This is a genomic window from Actinocorallia herbida (assembly GCF_003751225.1).
In the GTDB taxonomy this organism is placed as follows: domain Bacteria; phylum Actinomycetota; class Actinomycetes; order Streptosporangiales; family Streptosporangiaceae; genus Actinocorallia; species Actinocorallia herbida.
Genome location: NZ_RJKE01000001.1, coordinates 8,540,430 through 8,556,609, shown reverse-complemented (window position 1 = coordinate 8,556,609; position 16,180 = coordinate 8,540,430). Strand labels below are relative to the sequence as shown.

Below are 16,180 nucleotides of genomic sequence, written 5' to 3'. Positions count from 1 at the left end.
GAGCGCGCCAGGCCGGATGCGATTTATCCCGCTTCCTCATGGACCGTCGTGCCGGATACCGGGGGGACGGGGAGGGGGTCGGCGAGGGCGCGGAGGGCGAGGACGACGAGGGAGGCGGTCCATCCGAGTGGGGCGACGGAGGCGGGGCGGTGCTGGTCGTCGACCTTCTCGGGCAGGACGCCCAGGGAGGTGCGGTGCTCGGCGAGCCAGTCCAGCCAGGACCCGGCCTGGACCGTCCGGCCGGAGGAGGCGTCGGCGAGCGCGAACATCGCGACCTCCGGCGTCCAGGCGGTGGTGGCGGTGCCCGCCCAGTTCTCCCCGGGGAGCAGGCCGCCGTTCTCCAGCCCGAGCCTTTCGACGGCCCGGCCGAGCGCGAAGTCCACGCCGAGGTCCGACGGCGCGAACGGCGGTGCGAGGAACGTCACGGACGCGTCCATGTCGCCGCCGTCGATGGGGGATCGCGGGTAGCCGTGCGGGCCGTACTCCCGCCGGATCGCCGCGTCCAGGACGCCCGCGGCCTCGCCCCACCGCGCGGCCTCCCCGGTGTGCCCGCCCTCGGCGGCCAGCGCCGTCGCCGACCGCAGTCCCACGAGCAGCGGCGCGGACACCCCGAGCGTCGGGCTGTCCGGGTCCTGCTCCGCCGACGGCTTGCGCTCGAAGTAGTCGGAGCCCGCCGGGGGCAGCCCGTCGGCGCCCAGATTCCCGGCGATCCAGTCGGCCGCCGCCTGCACCATCGACCACGGCGCGGTCGACTCGCCGTCGTCGGCGAAGCGTGCGGTGAACCACGTGGACCACAGCACCCAGCCGATCTCGTCGAGCTGGATCGCGCGGCCGTCGTCCACCGCGCTGCCCTCGGGCCGGTAGCGGGTGTCCCAGCTCCCGTCGCCGCCCTGCACCCGGGCCAGGAACGAGAGCACCGAGCGGGCCTCGTCCAGATGGCCCGTCACCGCGAAGGCCGCGGCGTGGAAGGCGGCGTCGCGCGGCCACACGTAGTTCCACATGCCGTACCAGGACGCGGTGGACGCGCCCGTCGGGGTCGTCAGCAGCCGCAGGTCGAGCAGGGCGCGCGCGGCCATCCCGCGGTGCTCCAGCGACCCGCCCGGGACCGTTCCAGAACGCAGCCAGTCGCGGTCGCCCTTGACCGCCGCCCCGACGCGCGGATCGGTGATAGGCACGGTCACCGCCTCGGACTCGCCGTGCGGGATGAGCATCGCGCGGCCGTCGGCGAGGCGCAGGACGGAGCTGTCCAGGATGTACGCGGCGCCCTCGGCGTCCGCGGGACTGACGGCGGCCTGCGCGTAAGGCCAGCCGCCGCCTCCGACGAGTCCGGGGCTCTCGTATCCGGGTGGGCCGGAAAGGGGATCGCGGGCGCTGCACGTGGCCACCGCCGCCAAAGTGATAAGTGCCACAGTCAGCCGCGCCCGGCGTCGCCACATCGGCCAGTCCCCCTGAATTCACCGGTAAATCCGCAGCTAGTAGATCAGAGGCCACCAAATCGTTAGTTAGAGGTTTCTTTCCCCTGTCTACCCATCGGTAAGCAACCCCGCTGGCCGGTGCTGTGGTGCCGGTTGGCTAGGCTTGCCTGCCGGAGCGGACCGCCGTGATTACCGCACGTGCGGTCATCACCCGTCGATCCCGCAGAAGGACGTCCTCGTGGACCTGTTCGAACATCAGGCGAAGGAACTCTTCGCCGAGTACGGCGTACCGGTGCCCACCGGCAAGGTCGCCAACACCCCGGCAGAGGCCAAGGCGATCGCTACCGAGCTCTTCGCGGCCGGCAGCAAGAAGGTCGTCATCAAGGCCCAGGTCAAGACCGGTGGTCGTGGCAAGGCCGGCGGCGTGAAGCTCGCCGACACCCCGGACGAGGCCGAAGCCCTCGCCACCCAGATCCTCGGCATGGACATCAAGGGCCACACGGTCCACAAGGTCCTGGTCGAGGAAGGCAGCGCCATCGCGCAGGAGTTCTACTTCTCCTTCCTGCTCGACCGCGCCAACCGGACCTACCTGTCGATCTGCACCGTCGAAGGCGGCGTCGAGATCGAAGACGTCCCCCACGACAAGCTGGCCCTCATCGCGATCGACGCCCTCGAGGGCGTCGACGCGGCCAAGGCCCGCGAGATCGCGGTCGCCGGCCGGCTGCCCGAGGTCGCCGTCGACGGCGCCGCGGACATCATCGCCAAGCTGTGGACCGTCTTCACCAAGGAAGACGCCACGCTGGTCGAGGTCAACCCGCTGATCCTCACCGCCGACGACCAGGTCCGGGCGCTGGACGGCAAGGTCTCGCTCGACGAGAACGCCTCCTTCCGCCAGCCGCGTCAGGCCGAGCTCGAGGACAAGGCCGCCGCCGACCCGCTCGAGGCGAAGGCCAAGGAGAAGGACCTCAACTACGTGAAGCTCGACGGTAACGTCGGCATCATCGGCAACGGCGCGGGTCTGGTCATGTCGACCCTCGACGTCGTCGCCTACGCGGGCGAGGAGTTCCCGGGCTCGCCGAAGCCCGCCAACTTCCTCGACATCGGCGGCGGCGCCTCGGCCGAGGTCATGGCCGCCGGCCTGGAGATCATCCTCTCCGACCCGTCGGTGAAGTCGATCTTCGTCAACGTCTTCGGCGGCATCACCGCCTGTGACGCGGTCGCCAACGGCATCGTCGCCGCCTACGAGCTGCTCGGCTCGCGCGGCGAGACCGTCGACCGCCCGCTGGTCGTGCGCCTCGACGGCAACAACGCCGAACTCGGCCGACAGATCCTCAACGACGCCGCGCTCGCGGGCGTCGAGCAGGTCGAGACCATGGACGACGCGGCCCGCCGGGCCGCCGAACTCGCTGCGGTAGGTGCGTAATGGCCATTTGGCTGACTGAGAACAGCAAGATCATCGTTCAGGGCATCACCGGCTCGGAGGGCTCGAAGCACGCCGCGCGCATGCTCCGCTCCGGCGCCAACGTGGTCGGCGGCGTCAACGCGCGCAAGGCCGGCACCACGGTGACGCTCGAGGGCAAGGACCTGCCGGTCTTCGGCACCGTCGAGGAGGCCATCAAGGCCACCGGCTCCGACGTGTCCGTCGTCTTCGTGCCGCCGAAGTTCACCAAGGACGCGGTCGTCGAGGCCATCGAGGCCGAGATCCCGCTCGCCGTGGTGATCACCGAGGGCGTCCCGGTCCAGGACAGCGCCGAGTTCTGGGCGCTGGCCGTCCAGAAGGGCGGCAAGACCCGGATCATCGGCCCGAACTGCCCCGGCATCGCCTCGCCCGGCAAGTCCAACGCCGGCATCATCCCCGCGGACATCACCCCCGCTGGCCGGATCGGCCTCGTGTCCAAGTCGGGCACGCTGACCTACCAGATGATGTTCGAGCTGCGCGACTTCGGCTTCTCGACCTGCGTCGGCATCGGTGGCGACCCCGTCATCGGCACCACGCACATCGACGCGCTCCAGGCGTTCCAGGACGACCCGGAGACCGACGCCATCGTGATGATCGGCGAGATCGGCGGCGACGCCGAAGAGCGGGCCGCCGCCTACATCGGCGAGCACATCACCAAGCCCGTCGTCGGCTACGTCGCGGGCTTCACCGCCCCCGAGGGCAAGACCATGGGCCACGCCGGCGCCATCGTGTCGGGCTCCGCGGGCACCGCGCAGGCGAAGAAGGACGCGCTGGAGAAGGTCGGCGTCCGCGTCGGCAAGACCCCCAGCGAGACCGCCCGCCTGATGCGCGAGATCATGAAGAACCTGTAGCCCTCACCGGCTCGGCGGGTCCGTTTCGACGGATCTGTCAGGTTCTGAACAGGCCGTCCTCCGTTCCGGGGGGCGGCCTGTTTTTCTGGGTTTTCTGGTTTTCGCCCGGTAGGTCATGCGACACGCCGGGGCGGCGCGGCGCGGGCGTCCGGCGGGGCTGCCAGCATGAACCCATGAGCAACGCCGAGCAGCCAGGACGAAGGCTCCGCGTCGTCCGCGACGGGGAGACCGCGCCGCCCCTGCCGGACTCCGGCACGGACGACCCGGCGGAGACCGCCGCCCCGGACGTCCCGGAGCCGGCCACGGAGGCCGCGCCACCCGCGCGTCCTCGGCCGTCCCGGCCCGCCCCGCCGCGCGGCAGCGCGCCCCCGGCCCGTCCGCTCGCCGTGACGGGCATGGTCGCGGCGGCCTGGTCGGTCGCGCTCGGCCTGGTGATCCTCACCACGGTGACGCTCGCCGGATGGGCCACCTCCGCGCACGAGGGCGCCTTCGGCGACGGCCTGCCCGGGGTCTTCCGGCTCGCCGTCAACTTCTGGCTCGTCGCCCACCACGCCGGATTCGACGCCGAGGTCGGCCGGGTCGGGCTCCTCCCGCTCGGGCTCACCCTCCTGCCCGCGGCCCTGCTGTACCGCAGCGGCGGCTGGATCATCCGCGCCGCCGAGAGCCGGTACCGCCAGCGCGTCGGCGTCCTCCAGGTGGCGCTGCTCCTCGCCGCGCCCTACGCGACCTTCGCCGTAGCGCTCGCGCTCATCGCCCAGATGCCCGACCTGAAGCCGTCGCCCTGGCAGGCGTTCCTCGCCGCGTTCACGCTGGCGATCCTCGCCGGGGGGCTCGGCGCGGCGCGGGCGATCTCCGCCGCACGCGGCCGGGTCCGCTCCGGCGTCGGGGCACTGCTGCGGCTCCTGCCGGAACGGCCCCGCTCGGTCCTCACCGGGGTGCTCGGCGCGCTCGCGGTGCTCATCGCGGCGGGCGCGATCCTCGTCGGGGCGTCCCTGGCCGTCCACCACCGCGAAGCCGCCGACCTGTACGCCATGCTCGCCCCCGGACGGCTGGGCGGTGTTCTGCTCCTGCTCGTCGAGCTGCTCTACCTGCCGAACGCGATCATCTGGGGCGTCTCCTTCGCGGTGGGCCCCGGCTTCGCCGTCGGCGCGGGGACGACCGTGTCGCCCACCGGCGTGTTCCTCGGCGCGCTGCCGACCTTCCCGCCCCTGGCGGCGCTGCCCGACCCGGGGCCCGCGCCCGCGCTCTCCCTGCTCGCGCTGCTCGCGCCGTTCGTCGCGGGGATCGTCGGCGGGGCGCTGACCGTGCGTTCCTTCCCCAGTACCGTCTACGAGGCCGCGCCGCTGTGGGGGTTCCTGTCGGGGGCGATCACCGGGGCCGTCATGACCGGGCTCGCGGCCCTGGCGGGCGGGCCCCTGGGCGACGAGCGGATGGCCACGATGGGGCCGTCGGCCTGGCGGGTCGGGCTGCTCACCGCGCTGGAAGTGGGCCTCGCGGCGGCGTGCGCGGCCTGGATCGTCAACTGGTGGATGTTCCGGGAGAAGCGCCCTTCGCGGCGGCGCGACCGGAGCCACGGCCGGAGCCGGCGGGAGAGGGCGGAACCGGAGTACGTCTACGACCACGAGGCGGAGGAGGCCGCGCCCGCGCCCGAGGCCCCGCAGGCGCCCCAGCCCGAGCCCCGGCGGACGCCCAATGACGACCCCTTCGCCTTCGTGGAGTCCGAGCCGATCCTGCGCCGCCGCGACTGACCGGCGCGGCGGCGCAGGATCAGCGCGACGGGATCAGAAGTACGCCCCGAGATCGATGTCGTTCTTTTCGAGGAAGCCGTCGGGCAGGTGGAGCACCGACTCGAACTTCGACTCGATCTTCGGCACCCAGAGGTCCTTGCAGTTCTGCTTGTCGGTCTCGGTGTTGACGGTCTGCTGGCACTCGGCCAGACCGCTCAGCTCCGGGTACAGGAACGCGCTGAACGTCAGGGAGAACGCCGAGAACAGGACCGCGATCAGGCCCATCACCACGCCCGCGATCACCCCCGGGGTCTTCGTGCCCTTCGCCGCGCGACGGGTCCGGACCGCGACGACGACCGCCGCGACGCCCAGGATGAAGCCCGCAGGCGGGAACCACACCATGAGGATCAGGGCGCCGAGGCCCAGCCAGAGCGTGCGCAGGCCCGCCCGGCTCTTGGTCTCCGCGGTCGCGGGGCCCTGCTCGTTCACCGAAGTCCTCCTGGGTTCTCGCGGCGTCCCGGCCGCTGCATGGGATCTTCCTGGCGGAAGATAGAGTTTTCGCGGCGGACGCATCCGCCGCGGTCCGGGGGAGCAACCCCCTGACCTGTAACGTTCTTCCGTCAGGAGAGTTCCGTTGACCGCCCGGCTCGTCGTTCTCGTCTCCGGAGCGGGGACGAATCTCCAAGCGCTGCTCGACGCGTGCGCGGACCCAGCTTATGGGGCGCAGGTCGTTGCCGTGGGCGCTGATCGTCCCGGTATCGCCGGACTCGACCGGGCAGAACGGGCGGGGCTCCCCACATTCGTCGCACAGGTGGGCGATTTCCCCTCCCGTGCGGCCTGGGACGAGGCCCTGACGGCCCTGGTCGCCGAGCACGAACCCGACCTCGTCGTGTCCGCCGGATTCATGAAGATCCTCGGGCCCCGGTTCCTCGACCGCTTCACCGTCGTGAACACCCACCCGGCGCTGCTCCCGGCCTTCCCCGGCGCGCACGCGGTCCGGGACGCGCTGGCCTACGGCGTCAAGGTCACCGGCTGCACCGTGCACTTCGTCGACGCGGGCGTCGACACCGGGCCGATCATCGCCCAGGAGACGGTCAAGGTCGGCTGGCACGACGACGAGGAATCCCTGCACGAGAAGATCAAGCAGGTCGAGCGGCGGCTGTTCATCGACGTCATCGGCAGGCTCGCCCGTAATGGCTGGACCCACCGTGACGAACGCCACGTGTCCATGAAGTGCAGTGTGTGCGCGCCCACCGAAGGCGCAGACGCCGAGAACAACGAGGAGGGGACCCAGCCGTGAGCCGGATCGCCATCAAGCGGGCCCTGGTCAGCGTCTACGACAAGACCGGACTGGAGGAGCTGGCACGAGGGCTGCACGAGGCGGGCGTCCAGCTCGTCTCCACCGGCTCCACGGCGGGCCGGATCGCCGCGGCCGGGGTACCGGTCACCAAGGTCGAGGAGCTGACGGGCTTCCCCGAGTGCCTCGACGGCCGGGTCAAGACCCTGCACCCGCGCGTCCACGCCGGGATCCTCGCCGACCGGCGGCTCCCCGAGCACGTCAAGCAGCTCGCGGAGCTCGAGGTCGAGCCGTTCGACCTGGTCGTGGTGAACCTCTACCCGTTCACCCAGACCGTCGCGTCGGGGGCCTCGCCCGACGAGTGCGTCGAGCAGATCGACATCGGCGGGCCGTCGATGGTCCGCGCCGCGGCCAAGAACCACCCGTCGGTGGCGGTCGTGACCTCCCCGTCGGCCTACGGCGACGTGCTCGCGGCGGTCGCCGAGGGCGGCTTCAACCTGGTCCAGCGCAAGCGGCTCGCCGCCCAGGCGTTCGCCCACACCGCGGCCTACGACGTGGCCGTCGCGTCCTGGTTCGCCGACGGCTACGCGCCCGACGAGGTCGGCACCGACTCCGGCTGGGCCGACTTCACCGGCACCACCGGGGTCCGCAAGGCCGTGCTGCGCTACGGCGAGAACCCGCACCAGCGGGCGGCGCTGTACACCACCGGCGAGGGCGGCCTCGCCGGCGCCGAGCAGCTGCACGGCAAGGAGATGTCCTACAACAACTACGTCGACACCGACGCGGCCCGGCGCAGCGCCTACGACTTCGCCGGGCCCGCCGTGGCGATCATCAAGCACGCCAACCCGTGCGGCATCGCCGTCGGTGCCGACATCGCCGAGGCCCACCGCAAGGCCCACGAGTGCGACCCGGTCTCGGCCTACGGTGGCGTCATCGCCGCGAACCGCGTGGTCACCGAGGAGATGGCGAAGCAGATCGCCCCGGTCTTCACCGAGGTCGTCGTCGCCCCCGGCTTCGAGCCCGCCGCCCTGGAGATCCTCAAGGCGAAGAAGAACATCCGCCTCCTCGTCGCCGAGGACCTGCCCCGCACGGCCCGTGCGGAGACCCGCCAGATCAGCGGCGGCCTCCTCGTCCAGACCGCCGACCTGGTCGCCGAGGGCGGCGACGAGGCCGCGAACTGGGAGCTCAAGGCCGGCCCGGCCGCTTCGTCGGAGCAGCTCGCCGACCTCCAGTTCGCCTGGAAGGCCATCCGCTCGGTCAAGTCCAACGCCATCCTCCTGGCCAAGGACGGCGCTTCGGTCGGCGTGGGCATGGGCCAGGTCAACCGCGTCGACTCCTGCGGCCTCGCCGTCACCCGCGCCGCCGACCGCGCCGAAGGCTCGGTGGCGGCTTCGGACGCCTTCTTCCCCTTCGCCGACGGCCCCGAGATCCTCATCAACGGCGGTATCAAGGCCATCGTCGAACCCGGCGGCTCCATCCGCGACGAAGAGGTCATCGCCGCCTGCGAAAAGGCCGGCGTCACCCTCTACTTCACCGGTATCCGCCACTTCTTCCACTAGCCCGACCCCGAACGCCCCCGTCTCCGTCACCGCGGAGCCGGGGGCGTTCTCCGTCCTCCACGCGCCGGACGTCGGCCGGGCCGTCGGCCCTGCCCGAACCGTCAGCCTTCCCGTTCCAGGGCCGTCAGCAGCGACTCCAAAAGCCCGGTACCGCGTCGTGGAGCGCGGTGCGGCGGCGGCGGCGGTGGCCGCGGGGGGCCGACCATGACGGGGTGGAGCACGCCCGCCTCGACCAGGATCTTGAAGTGGTGGGTGGCGGTGGACTGGTTCAGGCCCTCGTAGAGATCCGCGCAGGGGGTCTCGGCGGCGGGGTGCGCCGCCAGGCGGCGGACCCTTTCCAGGCGGACGGGATCGGCGCGATCGTCGTCGTCGGCGGGGCCGCCTTGCTGGACGTGAACCCCGAGGGGCGGCCAGGACCGGGACGCTCACCGCCATCGCGTTCAACGTCGGCATCGCCGCCGCGGCGCTCGGCGCCGCGGGACTCGCCCAGACCGGCTTCCACCCCCTGCCCTACCTCGCCGACGCGCTCATCGCCGTCGTCCTGATCGTCCTCCTCGTGGTGATGCGCGAGCCGCACCGTTCATTCCCGTCCGGCGGGCCGGGTCAGCCCGTGATGAGGGGGAGGGACGGGTCGGCGGCCCATTCGGTGAGGGAGCCGTCGTAGATGGCGACGTCGGGGCGGCCGAGCCGAGCGAGGTGGAAGGCCAGGCCGGTGGCGGCGATGCCGCTGCCGCAGTAGGTGATGACGTTCTTGGACGGGTCAAGGGCGTCGGCCTGCTCGAAGAGGGGGCGGACCTCTTCGGCGGACCTGAAGCCCGCCTCGCCGAGGAGCGCGGGGAAGGGGACGTGGGTGCTCGACGGGATGCGGCCCGGGCGCGCGTAGGTCTGCCGGGTGCCTTCGAACGTCTCCTTGTCGAGGGAGTTCACCAGGACGGTGGCGGGGTCGTCGATGGCGGCGAGGACGTCCTCCTTGGAGGCGAAGAGCCCGGGGCGGCGGTGCGCCTCGAACGTCGCCGGGGCATAGGACTCGACGCCGGTCTTCACCTCGTTTCCGGCTTGGATCCAGGCGGGGAGGCCGCCGTTCAGGACGGAGATGTCGTCGAAGCCCTCGTAGCGGAGGTTCCACCACAGGCGGGTCGCCCAGATGCCCAGGCCCTGGTCGTAGATCACGACGTGGGTGCCGGGGCCGACGCCGAGGGCGCCGAGCTTCGCGGCGAACTCCGCGCTGGGCAGGGCGGTGAAGGTGGTCGCGGCGGTCTCGTCGGCGAGGTCGTGCAGCAGGTCGGCGAAGACGGCGCCGGGGACGTGGGCCTTCTCGTAAGCCTGTCGGCCGGACTCGACGTCGTAGTACCCGTCGCCCTCCGGCTGGGTGAGGAACGTGGTCGCGTCGAGGATCCGGATCGCGGGGTCGCCGAGGTGTTCGTGCAGCCAGGCGGCGTCGACCAGCAGCGGGTGGCTCATGCGTGCTTCCTTTCGGACGGGTTCCCGGCGGACGCGCCGAGATCTCCTATAAAACCTACCTGTTAAGTGGTTAGATGCGCGCACGGGCTCCACGGGAGGGGTGCGGGGATGCGGCTTCCGCAAGGGGAACGGGCCTGTGATGCCGGAAGGTTCCGTGGTTTGCGACTTATGTCATGTGTTGTCCAAATCCTGGAGATGTTCTCTTCGGTCGACCCGGCCGCGCATCCGTCCCGTTTGGGTAGCCTCTGGCGGAGTCTTTGTGTCGGCTTTAACTCGGGGGGCTACCTGTGGACGTGGTCATGGGGCTGATGGTGGACAGTGCGTCCTGGGCCACGGAGGGGCGGGAGTACGTCGGGTTCGCGGCGGCGATGCTCGCGGCGATGCTGGCGGGGCAGGCGGGGTGGAAGGCGACGGACTGGGTGATCGAGCGCAGGGCCGCGCGCGACACTGAGCAGTAGGAAAAAGCCTGGCAAAACCGGACATATGCGGTGAAATCTCCGAGGGCTAGGGAACACCGGCCCTATGGACGAAGAGAAGCTGAGGGCTTTCTGGTCGGCCCGGCAGGGGCTTGACGGAGGGCTGGCCGGGGCCGGTCCCGCCGAGGTGCTGGCCCGGACGGGCTGGGCCAGGTCCGTCGGGGGGTTCAATCCCTATCTGACGATCTTCAGCCGGTCCGGGACCGGGAGGTCCGGGACCGACGCGGCGGTCGCCGACGGACGCATCTGCGAGATCCGCACCGCTCGGGGGCGCACCTACGTGCTGCCCGAGGACGACTACGGGCTCGGCCTGCGGATGGCCGCGCCCGCCGCCCGTGCCGAGATCGACTCCTGCGACGACCACGGTGTCGCCCACCCGACGCTCGACCGGATCATCGGCCTGATCCAGGACGCGATGACCGACGAGCCGATCGAGGCGTCCCGGCTCGACCTGCACGGGCTGCTCCCGGAAGGGGACGCGGGCAAGGTCGCGCTCAGCGCCGCGCTCGCCGTGCTGGAGGCGTCCGGCGACATCAGGCGGGTCCCGCTCGCCGGCCGGCTCGACCGCAAGGGGCACGGGTACGTCCGCTGGAGCCCACCGCACGTCCCGGAGTCGGCCGAGGCCCGCACGGCGCTCGCCGAACGGTACTGGCGGTGGATCGGGGTGGCGTCCCTGGCGAACTTCCGCTGGTTCTCCGGCCTGTCGGAGGAGGCCGCCCACGGCGCCGTCGCCCCGCTGGACCTGCATCCCCAGGTCGACGGGGACCTGCTCATCCAGGACGTCGACGAATACGGCGATTTCACCCGCCCGCACAGTCCGTCCTACGCCGTCGTAAGCGCACTGGACGGCCTCCACCACCTCCGGCACGACCTGCACGGCGTCCTCGACACCGAGCACGGCGACCTGCGCGGTCTGCCCGCCCAGGCGATCTTCGACCGGGGCAGGCTCATCGGCTTCTGGGACTTCGACCACGGTCGCGGCGAGATCGTCTACACGACCTGGACCAGGCCCGACGACGAACTCGAGGCCACCATCGACCGTTCCGGCGGCTTCCTGCGCGAGGAACTCGGCGACCTGCGGGGCAGCACCCCCGACAGCGTGCGCCCGCCCGCCCTCGCCTGACCCGCCGCCCCGCGGCGGTCCCACCGGCCGTCCGCTGGGAGAATGGGGCGACGCAGGCGAGGAGAGCAATGAGCGCAACGATTCTGGACGGCAAGGCCACCGCGGCCGAGATCAAGGCGGACCTCAAGCAACGGGTCGCCGCCCTCAAGGACAAGGGGGTCTCGGTCGGCCTCGGCACGGTCCTGGTCGGCGACGACCCGGGCAGCCACGCATACGTGAGCATGAAGCACCGCGACTGCGCCGAGGTCGGCATCACCTCGATCCGCGTCGACCTTCCGGCCGACGCCACCCAGGAGCAGGTGGAGGCCGCGGTCGCCGAGCTGAACGCCGACGAGGCGTGCACCGGCTACATCGTGCAGCTCCCGCTGCCCAAGGGCCTCGACGAGCAGCGCGTCCTCGAGCTGATCGACCCGGCCAAGGACGCGGACGGCCTGCACCCGGTGAACCTCGGCAGGCTCGTCATGCTCAAGGAGGCGCCGCTGCCCTGCACGCCCAAGGGCATCGTGGCGCTGCTGCGCCGCTACGACGTGCCGATCGCCGGCGCCGAGGTCGTGGTGATCGGCCGCGGCCTGACCGTCGGCAGGCCGCTGGGCCTGCTGCTGACCCGGCGCAGCGAGAACGCGACGGTCACGCTCTGCCACACCGGCACCCGCGACCTGGTCCGGCACACCCGCCGCGCCGACATCATCGTCGCCGCCGCGGGCGTTCCCGGGCTGATCACCGCGGACATGGTCAAGCCGGGCGCGGCCGTTCTCGACGTCGGGGTGTCCCGGGTCGACGGCAAGCTCGCCGGCGATGTGTCCTTCGCCGTGTCCGAGGTGGCCGGCTGGGTGGCGCCCAACCCCGGCGGCGTCGGTCCGATGACCCGCGCGATGCTGCTTTCGAACGTCGTGGAGTCGGCGGAGAAGTCGGTCTGATCTCCGTCGCGGAACCCCTGTGGTCGCCCAGCCGACCCCGCTGTCGGCTGGGCACTCGTCCGTTTCCGGTCAGCTGACCCGCGCTCGCGCGCGGGGCCTCCTCAGCTGGCTCGGCGGGTGACGGGGGTCCGCGCGGCGATGCCCGGACGGCGCGGTTCCGGAGGGACGGGCATGGCGGTCCGCTGCGGCGGTATCTGCACCGTCGGCAGCGGGCGTACCAGGCCCATGGCGATCACCTCGTTGGCGAGGCGGGTACGGCGGTTGATGCCCTCGGGGATGCGGAACTTCTGGTACAGCCGCAGCAGGTGCTGCTTGACCGCCGCCTCCGTCACGACGAGCTCCAGCGCGATGTCCTTGGCCGCGGCCGGGGCGACGAAGGCCTCGTCCGACAGCGCGGGACGGCACAGCGCCGTCAGTACGTCGAGTTCCCTTCGGGTGAGCTCGGGCGCGACGGCCCGGCGCAGTTCGGTCTCCGGATCTACCTCCTCGCGGGGGATGCCCCCCAAGCGGCCTCGGGCGGTGCCGAAGCTGATCACGTCTCCGTCTTCGAGGACCCTGCGGGCGATGGGACGTCCGTTGACCCTGGTCCCCGTGCGCGACAGGCCCATGTCGACCACGTAGACGTAGGGTCCTCGCCGGACGATCTCCGCGTGCAGTCGTGCCACGCTCGGGTCGTCCAGCCGGATGTCCACCCCCCTTCCTCTGCCGACCGTCGTGACGTCGGGGCGAAGCGGCACTACCGCGCCGCTCTCCTCGATGCGTATGAACGGCCCCTCCACTGTGGTTCCTCCCACTCAGTTAGCGACCCCTGTCGTGCGGGTTACCCGGAGCGTGGGAGGTCACACGACCTACTCGTGGGTAGCACTTTGACCGTCGCCGGGTTTGCCGTGGCAGGGCGTAAAATCGGCGGGTGATGACAGGCGAACGCTCGGGGTCCTCCGCGCCCCCTCCCGGCGGACCCGGCCAGGAGGGCGGAAGGCGGCGACGCCGTCGCGCGTCCGCCCGGCAGGGCTCCGGTCTCAAGGCCCAGGCGTACTACGCCGTGGTGGCCGGCGGGGTCTTCCTCGGGCTGTTCACCGCCTGGCAGAACTTCCGGGTCGGCGCCTATGTGATGGCGGCGGCACTGCTGCTCGGCGCGGGTTTCCGCGCCACTCTCCCCGAGTCCCGGCTCGGCTTTCTCGTCACCCGTAAAAAATGGACGGACGTGGTCACCATGGTCGTTCTCGGGGCGGGCCTGGCTATCCTCGCCTTCCTCGCACCGCGTGGCGGGTAAGTGAGCACTTTGTCAAGCAACGAAAACCGGGGGTGGCGGTCTAGACCTGTGAGCCCCCTCGGATACCCTCCCCAGTGAGCCTTACAAGGGACCGCAGGGGCGAGGAAAGGGAAAGCCACCAGCCATGCCCAAGATCAAAGTAGAGGGTCCCGTCGTCGAACTCGATGGCGACGAGATGACCCGGATCATCTGGCAGTTCATCAAGGACAGCCTGATCCTGCCTTACCTCGACGTCGACCTGAAGTACTACGACCTCGGTATCGAGCACCGCGACGCCACGGACGACCAGGTCACCATCGACGCCGCCAACGCCATCAAGCAGTACGGCGTCGGCGTGAAGTGCGCCACCATCACCCCGGACGAGGCGCGCGTCGAAGAGTTCGGCCTGAAGAAGATGTGGCGTTCCCCCAATGGAACGATCCGCAACATTCTCGGCGGTGTCGTGTTCCGCGAGCCGATCGTCATGCAGACGATTCCGCGGCTCGTGCCGGGCTGGACCAAGCCGATCATCATCGGTCGCCACGCCCACGGCGACCAGTACCGCGCCACCGACTTCGTCGTGCCCGGCCCCGGCACCGTGACGATCTCCTACGTGCCCGAGGACGGCTCCCAGCCGATGGAGCTCGAGGTCGCGAAGTTCCCCGGCGGCGGCGTCGCCATGGGCATGTACAACTTCGACGACTCGATCCGGGACTTCGCGCGCGCCACCATGCGCTACGCCCTGGACCGCAAGTTCCCGCTGTACATGTCGACCAAGAACACGATCCTGAAGGCCTACGACGGCCGCTTCAAGGACCTGTTCCAGGAGATCTTCGACGACGAGTTCAAGGCGGAGTTCGCGGCTGCGGGCCTCACCTACGAGCACCGTCTCATCGACGACATGGTCGCCGCGGCCCTCAAGTGGGACGGCGGCTTCGTCTGGGCGACGAAGAACTACGACGGCGACGTCCAGTCCGACATCGTCGCGCAGGGCTTCGGTTCGCTCGGCCTGATGACCTCGGTCCTGATGACCCCCGACGGCAAGACCGTCGAGGCCGAGGCCGCGCACGGCACCGTCACCCGGCACTACCGCCAGCACCAGCAGGGCAAGCCGACCTCCACGAACCCGATCGCCTCGATCTTCGCGTGGACCCGTGGCCTCGCCCACCGCGGCAAGCTGGACGGCACCCCCGCGGTCACCGACTTCGCCAACAAGCTCGAGCAGGTCTGCATCGAGACCGTCGAAGCCGGCCAGATGACCAAGGACCTCGCCCTGCTCGTCGGGAACGACACCCCCTGGCTGACCACGGAGGAGTTCCTGCACGCGCTGGACGTCAACCTCCAGAAGAAGATCGCCCTGTAAGGCGCTTCCGCGGAACCGTCCCCGGCACGGGGGGAGGGTTCCGCCTCGCCCTGCGGACTCGAAAGCCGCGCACCTCACCGGGGGTGCGCGGCTTTTCGTGCGAGGCGTCGCGATAGCCTGGCAGGCGCAGTATCTCGATACCGAGAGATCCCGCCCATCTTGGAGTGAACGCGAAATGACTCGCACCCCTGTCAACGTCACGGTGACCGGCGCCGCAGGCCAGATCGGCTACGCGCTGCTGTTCCGCATCGCCTCCGGGCAGCTCCTCGGCGCGGACGTGCCGGTGAAGCTCCGCCTGCTGGAGATCCCGCAGGCCGTCAAGGCCGCCGAGGGCACCGCGATGGAGCTGGACGACTGCGCGTTCCCGCTGCTCGCGGGCATCGACATCTTCGACAACCCGACCGACGGCTTCGCGGGCGCCAACGTGGCCCTGCTGGTCGGCGCCCGGCCCCGCACCAAGGGCATGGAGCGCGGCGACCTCCTCGCGGCCAACGGCGGCATCTTCGGCCCGCAGGGCAAGGCGATCAACGACGGCGCGGCCGACGACATCCGCGTCCTGGTGGTCGGCAACCCGGCCAACACCAACGCCCTCATCGCCTCCGCGGCGGCCCCGGACGTCCCGGCCTCCCGCTTCACCGCGATGACCCGCCTCGACCACAACCGGGCGATCTCCCAGCTCTCCGCCAAGACCGGCGTCTCGGTCAGCGACATCAAGAAGCTGACGATCTGGGGCAACCACTCTGCGACCCAGTACCCGGACATCTTCCACGCCGAGGTCGCGGGCAAGAACGCCGCCGAGGTCGTGGGCGACGAGAAGTGGCTCGCCGACGACTTCATCCCGACCGTCGCCAAGCGCGGCGCGGCGATCATCGAGGCCCGGGGCGCGTCCTCGGCCGCCTCCGCCGCCAACGCCGCCATCGACCACGTCTTCGACTGGGTCAACGGCACCCCCGAGGGCGACTGGACCTCCGCCGCGATCCCGTCGGACGGCTCCTACGGCGTCGCCGAGGGCATCATCTCCTCGTTCCCGGTCACCTCCGAGAACGGCGAGTGGAAGATCGTCCAGGGCCTGGAGATCAACGACTTCTCCCGCTCCCGCATCGACGCCTCGGTCGCCGAGCTCGTCGAGGAGCGCGACGCGGTCAAGGAGCTCGGCCTCCTCTGATCCCCGCGTAACCCCGCGAAAGCCCCGGAACCGATCGGTTCCGGGGCTTTCGTGGTCCCGAGACCCCGGCGTTCCTGCCGGGTTTTTCGGTTTCCTGGTGGTGGTCTTGGTGCGG

At 71.0% G+C, this 16,180-nt stretch carries 15 protein-coding genes and 1 pseudogene; 11 read left to right on the top strand and 5 right to left on the bottom strand.

Annotated elements, in window-relative coordinates:
- Positions 1-23: 23 nt before the first annotated feature.
- Positions 24-1,385, bottom strand: a complete 1,362-nt coding sequence (locus tag EDD29_RS38800) for a glycoside hydrolase family 15 protein (RefSeq protein ID WP_246053229.1) — start codon at positions 1,383-1,385, stop codon at positions 24-26.
- Positions 1,386-1,653: 268 nt separating this feature from the next.
- On the opposite strand from EDD29_RS38800, the gene sucC reads away from it, so the two are divergent.
- The 3 genes from sucC to EDD29_RS38785 all read left to right on the top strand — a co-directional run bounded on the left by sucC (position 1,654) and on the right by EDD29_RS38785 (position 5,473).
- Positions 1,654-2,838, top strand: a complete 1,185-nt coding sequence (gene sucC, locus EDD29_RS38795; RefSeq protein WP_123669159.1) for an ADP-forming succinate--CoA ligase subunit beta — start codon at positions 1,654-1,656, stop codon at positions 2,836-2,838.
- Positions 2,838-3,725: a succinate--CoA ligase subunit alpha gene (sucD, locus tag EDD29_RS38790; protein WP_123669158.1), complete on the top strand. Its 888-nt coding sequence runs from the start codon at positions 2,838-2,840 to the stop codon at positions 3,723-3,725. Before sucC ends, sucD begins: the two co-directional genes overlap by 1 nt.
- A gap of 173 nt (positions 3,726-3,898) precedes the next feature.
- Positions 3,899-5,473, top strand: coding sequence for a cell division protein PerM (locus tag EDD29_RS38785; protein ID WP_123669157.1), 1,575 nt, complete (start codon positions 3,899-3,901; stop codon positions 5,471-5,473).
- 33 nt (positions 5,474-5,506) lie between these two features.
- Here EDD29_RS38785 and EDD29_RS38780 read toward each other — a convergent pair whose 3' ends face one another.
- Positions 5,507-5,941 carry a hypothetical protein gene (locus tag EDD29_RS38780; RefSeq protein ID WP_123669156.1) on the bottom strand — a complete coding sequence of 145 codons (435 nt, stop codon included), beginning with the start codon at positions 5,939-5,941 and terminating at the stop codon, positions 5,507-5,509.
- 145 nt (positions 5,942-6,086) lie between these two features.
- Here EDD29_RS38780 and purN point away from each other — a divergent pair, with 145 nt between their 5' ends.
- Together purN and purH are read left to right on the top strand one after the other, a co-directional pair.
- Positions 6,087-6,752, top strand: coding sequence for a phosphoribosylglycinamide formyltransferase (purN, locus tag EDD29_RS38775; protein ID WP_123669155.1), 666 nt, complete (start codon positions 6,087-6,089; stop codon positions 6,750-6,752).
- On the top strand, positions 6,749-8,308 hold the full coding sequence (purH, locus tag EDD29_RS38770) for a bifunctional phosphoribosylaminoimidazolecarboxamide formyltransferase/IMP cyclohydrolase (RefSeq protein WP_123669154.1): 1,560 nt from the start codon (positions 6,749-6,751) through the stop codon (positions 8,306-8,308). Before purN ends, purH begins: the two co-directional genes overlap by 4 nt.
- A gap of 101 nt (positions 8,309-8,409) precedes the next feature.
- On the opposite strand, the pseudogene EDD29_RS48255 reads toward purH, so the two are convergent.
- Positions 8,410-8,652 (bottom strand): annotated as a pseudogene (locus tag EDD29_RS48255) (hypothetical protein); the annotation flags it as partial.
- A 259-nt stretch (positions 8,653-8,911) separates the two neighbouring features.
- Positions 8,912-9,769, bottom strand: a complete 858-nt coding sequence (locus tag EDD29_RS38755; protein WP_123669153.1) for a sulfurtransferase — start codon at positions 9,767-9,769, stop codon at positions 8,912-8,914.
- 299 nt (positions 9,770-10,068) lie between these two features.
- On the opposite strand from EDD29_RS38755, the gene EDD29_RS46005 reads away from it, so the two are divergent.
- The 3 genes from EDD29_RS46005 to EDD29_RS38745 all read left to right on the top strand — a co-directional run bounded on the left by EDD29_RS46005 (position 10,069) and on the right by EDD29_RS38745 (position 12,285).
- Positions 10,069-10,227, top strand: coding sequence for a hypothetical protein (locus EDD29_RS46005; RefSeq protein ID WP_170201743.1), 159 nt, complete (start codon positions 10,069-10,071; stop codon positions 10,225-10,227).
- 64 nt (positions 10,228-10,291) lie between these two features.
- The gene (locus tag EDD29_RS38750; RefSeq protein WP_123669152.1) at positions 10,292-11,368 is read left to right on the top strand and encodes a DNA glycosylase AlkZ-like family protein; all 1,077 of its coding nucleotides are present in this window, start codon (positions 10,292-10,294) and stop codon (positions 11,366-11,368) included.
- Between the two features lie 68 nt (positions 11,369-11,436).
- The gene (locus tag EDD29_RS38745) at positions 11,437-12,285 is read left to right on the top strand and encodes a bifunctional methylenetetrahydrofolate dehydrogenase/methenyltetrahydrofolate cyclohydrolase (RefSeq protein ID WP_123669151.1); all 849 of its coding nucleotides are present in this window, start codon (positions 11,437-11,439) and stop codon (positions 12,283-12,285) included.
- A gap of 101 nt (positions 12,286-12,386) precedes the next feature.
- On the opposite strand, the gene EDD29_RS38740 is transcribed toward EDD29_RS38745, so the two are convergent.
- Positions 12,387-13,064: an FHA domain-containing protein gene (locus EDD29_RS38740; RefSeq protein WP_123669150.1), complete on the bottom strand. Its 678-nt coding sequence runs from the start codon at positions 13,062-13,064 to the stop codon at positions 12,387-12,389.
- A gap of 134 nt (positions 13,065-13,198) precedes the next feature.
- On the opposite strand from EDD29_RS38740, the gene EDD29_RS38735 reads away from it, so the two are divergent.
- The 3 genes from EDD29_RS38735 (at position 13,199) to EDD29_RS38725 (ending at position 16,065) form a co-directional block, all read left to right on the top strand.
- On the top strand, positions 13,199-13,558 hold the full coding sequence (locus EDD29_RS38735) for a DUF3017 domain-containing protein (RefSeq protein WP_246053624.1): 360 nt from the start codon (positions 13,199-13,201) through the stop codon (positions 13,556-13,558).
- 124 nt (positions 13,559-13,682) lie between these two features.
- Positions 13,683-14,900: an NADP-dependent isocitrate dehydrogenase gene (locus EDD29_RS38730; RefSeq protein WP_123669148.1), complete on the top strand. Its 1,218-nt coding sequence runs from the start codon at positions 13,683-13,685 to the stop codon at positions 14,898-14,900.
- Between the two features lie 175 nt (positions 14,901-15,075).
- Complete coding sequence (locus EDD29_RS38725) at positions 15,076-16,065, top strand: malate dehydrogenase (protein WP_123669147.1); 990 nt, start codon at positions 15,076-15,078, stop codon at positions 16,063-16,065.
- Positions 16,066-16,180 lie beyond the last annotated feature (115 nt).

Coding starts and splice junctions, on each gene's coding strand:
- EDD29_RS38750 (WP_123669152.1), top strand. CDS start 10,292: ATGGACGAAGAGAAGCTGAGGGCTTTCTGGTCGGCCCGGCAGGGGCTT.
- EDD29_RS38755 (WP_123669153.1), bottom strand. CDS start 9,769: ATGAGCCACCCGCTGCTGGTCGACGCCGCCTGGCTGCACGAACACCTC.
- EDD29_RS38730 (WP_123669148.1), top strand. CDS start 13,683: ATGCCCAAGATCAAAGTAGAGGGTCCCGTCGTCGAACTCGATGGCGAC.
- EDD29_RS38745 (WP_123669151.1), top strand. CDS start 11,437: ATGAGCGCAACGATTCTGGACGGCAAGGCCACCGCGGCCGAGATCAAG.
- EDD29_RS38785 (WP_123669157.1), top strand. CDS start 3,899: ATGAGCAACGCCGAGCAGCCAGGACGAAGGCTCCGCGTCGTCCGCGAC.
- EDD29_RS46005 (WP_170201743.1), top strand. CDS start 10,069: ATGGGGCTGATGGTGGACAGTGCGTCCTGGGCCACGGAGGGGCGGGAG.
- sucD (WP_123669158.1), top strand. CDS start 2,838: ATGGCCATTTGGCTGACTGAGAACAGCAAGATCATCGTTCAGGGCATC.
- EDD29_RS38725 (WP_123669147.1), top strand. CDS start 15,076: ATGACTCGCACCCCTGTCAACGTCACGGTGACCGGCGCCGCAGGCCAG.
- EDD29_RS38735 (WP_246053624.1), top strand. CDS start 13,199: ATGACAGGCGAACGCTCGGGGTCCTCCGCGCCCCCTCCCGGCGGACCC.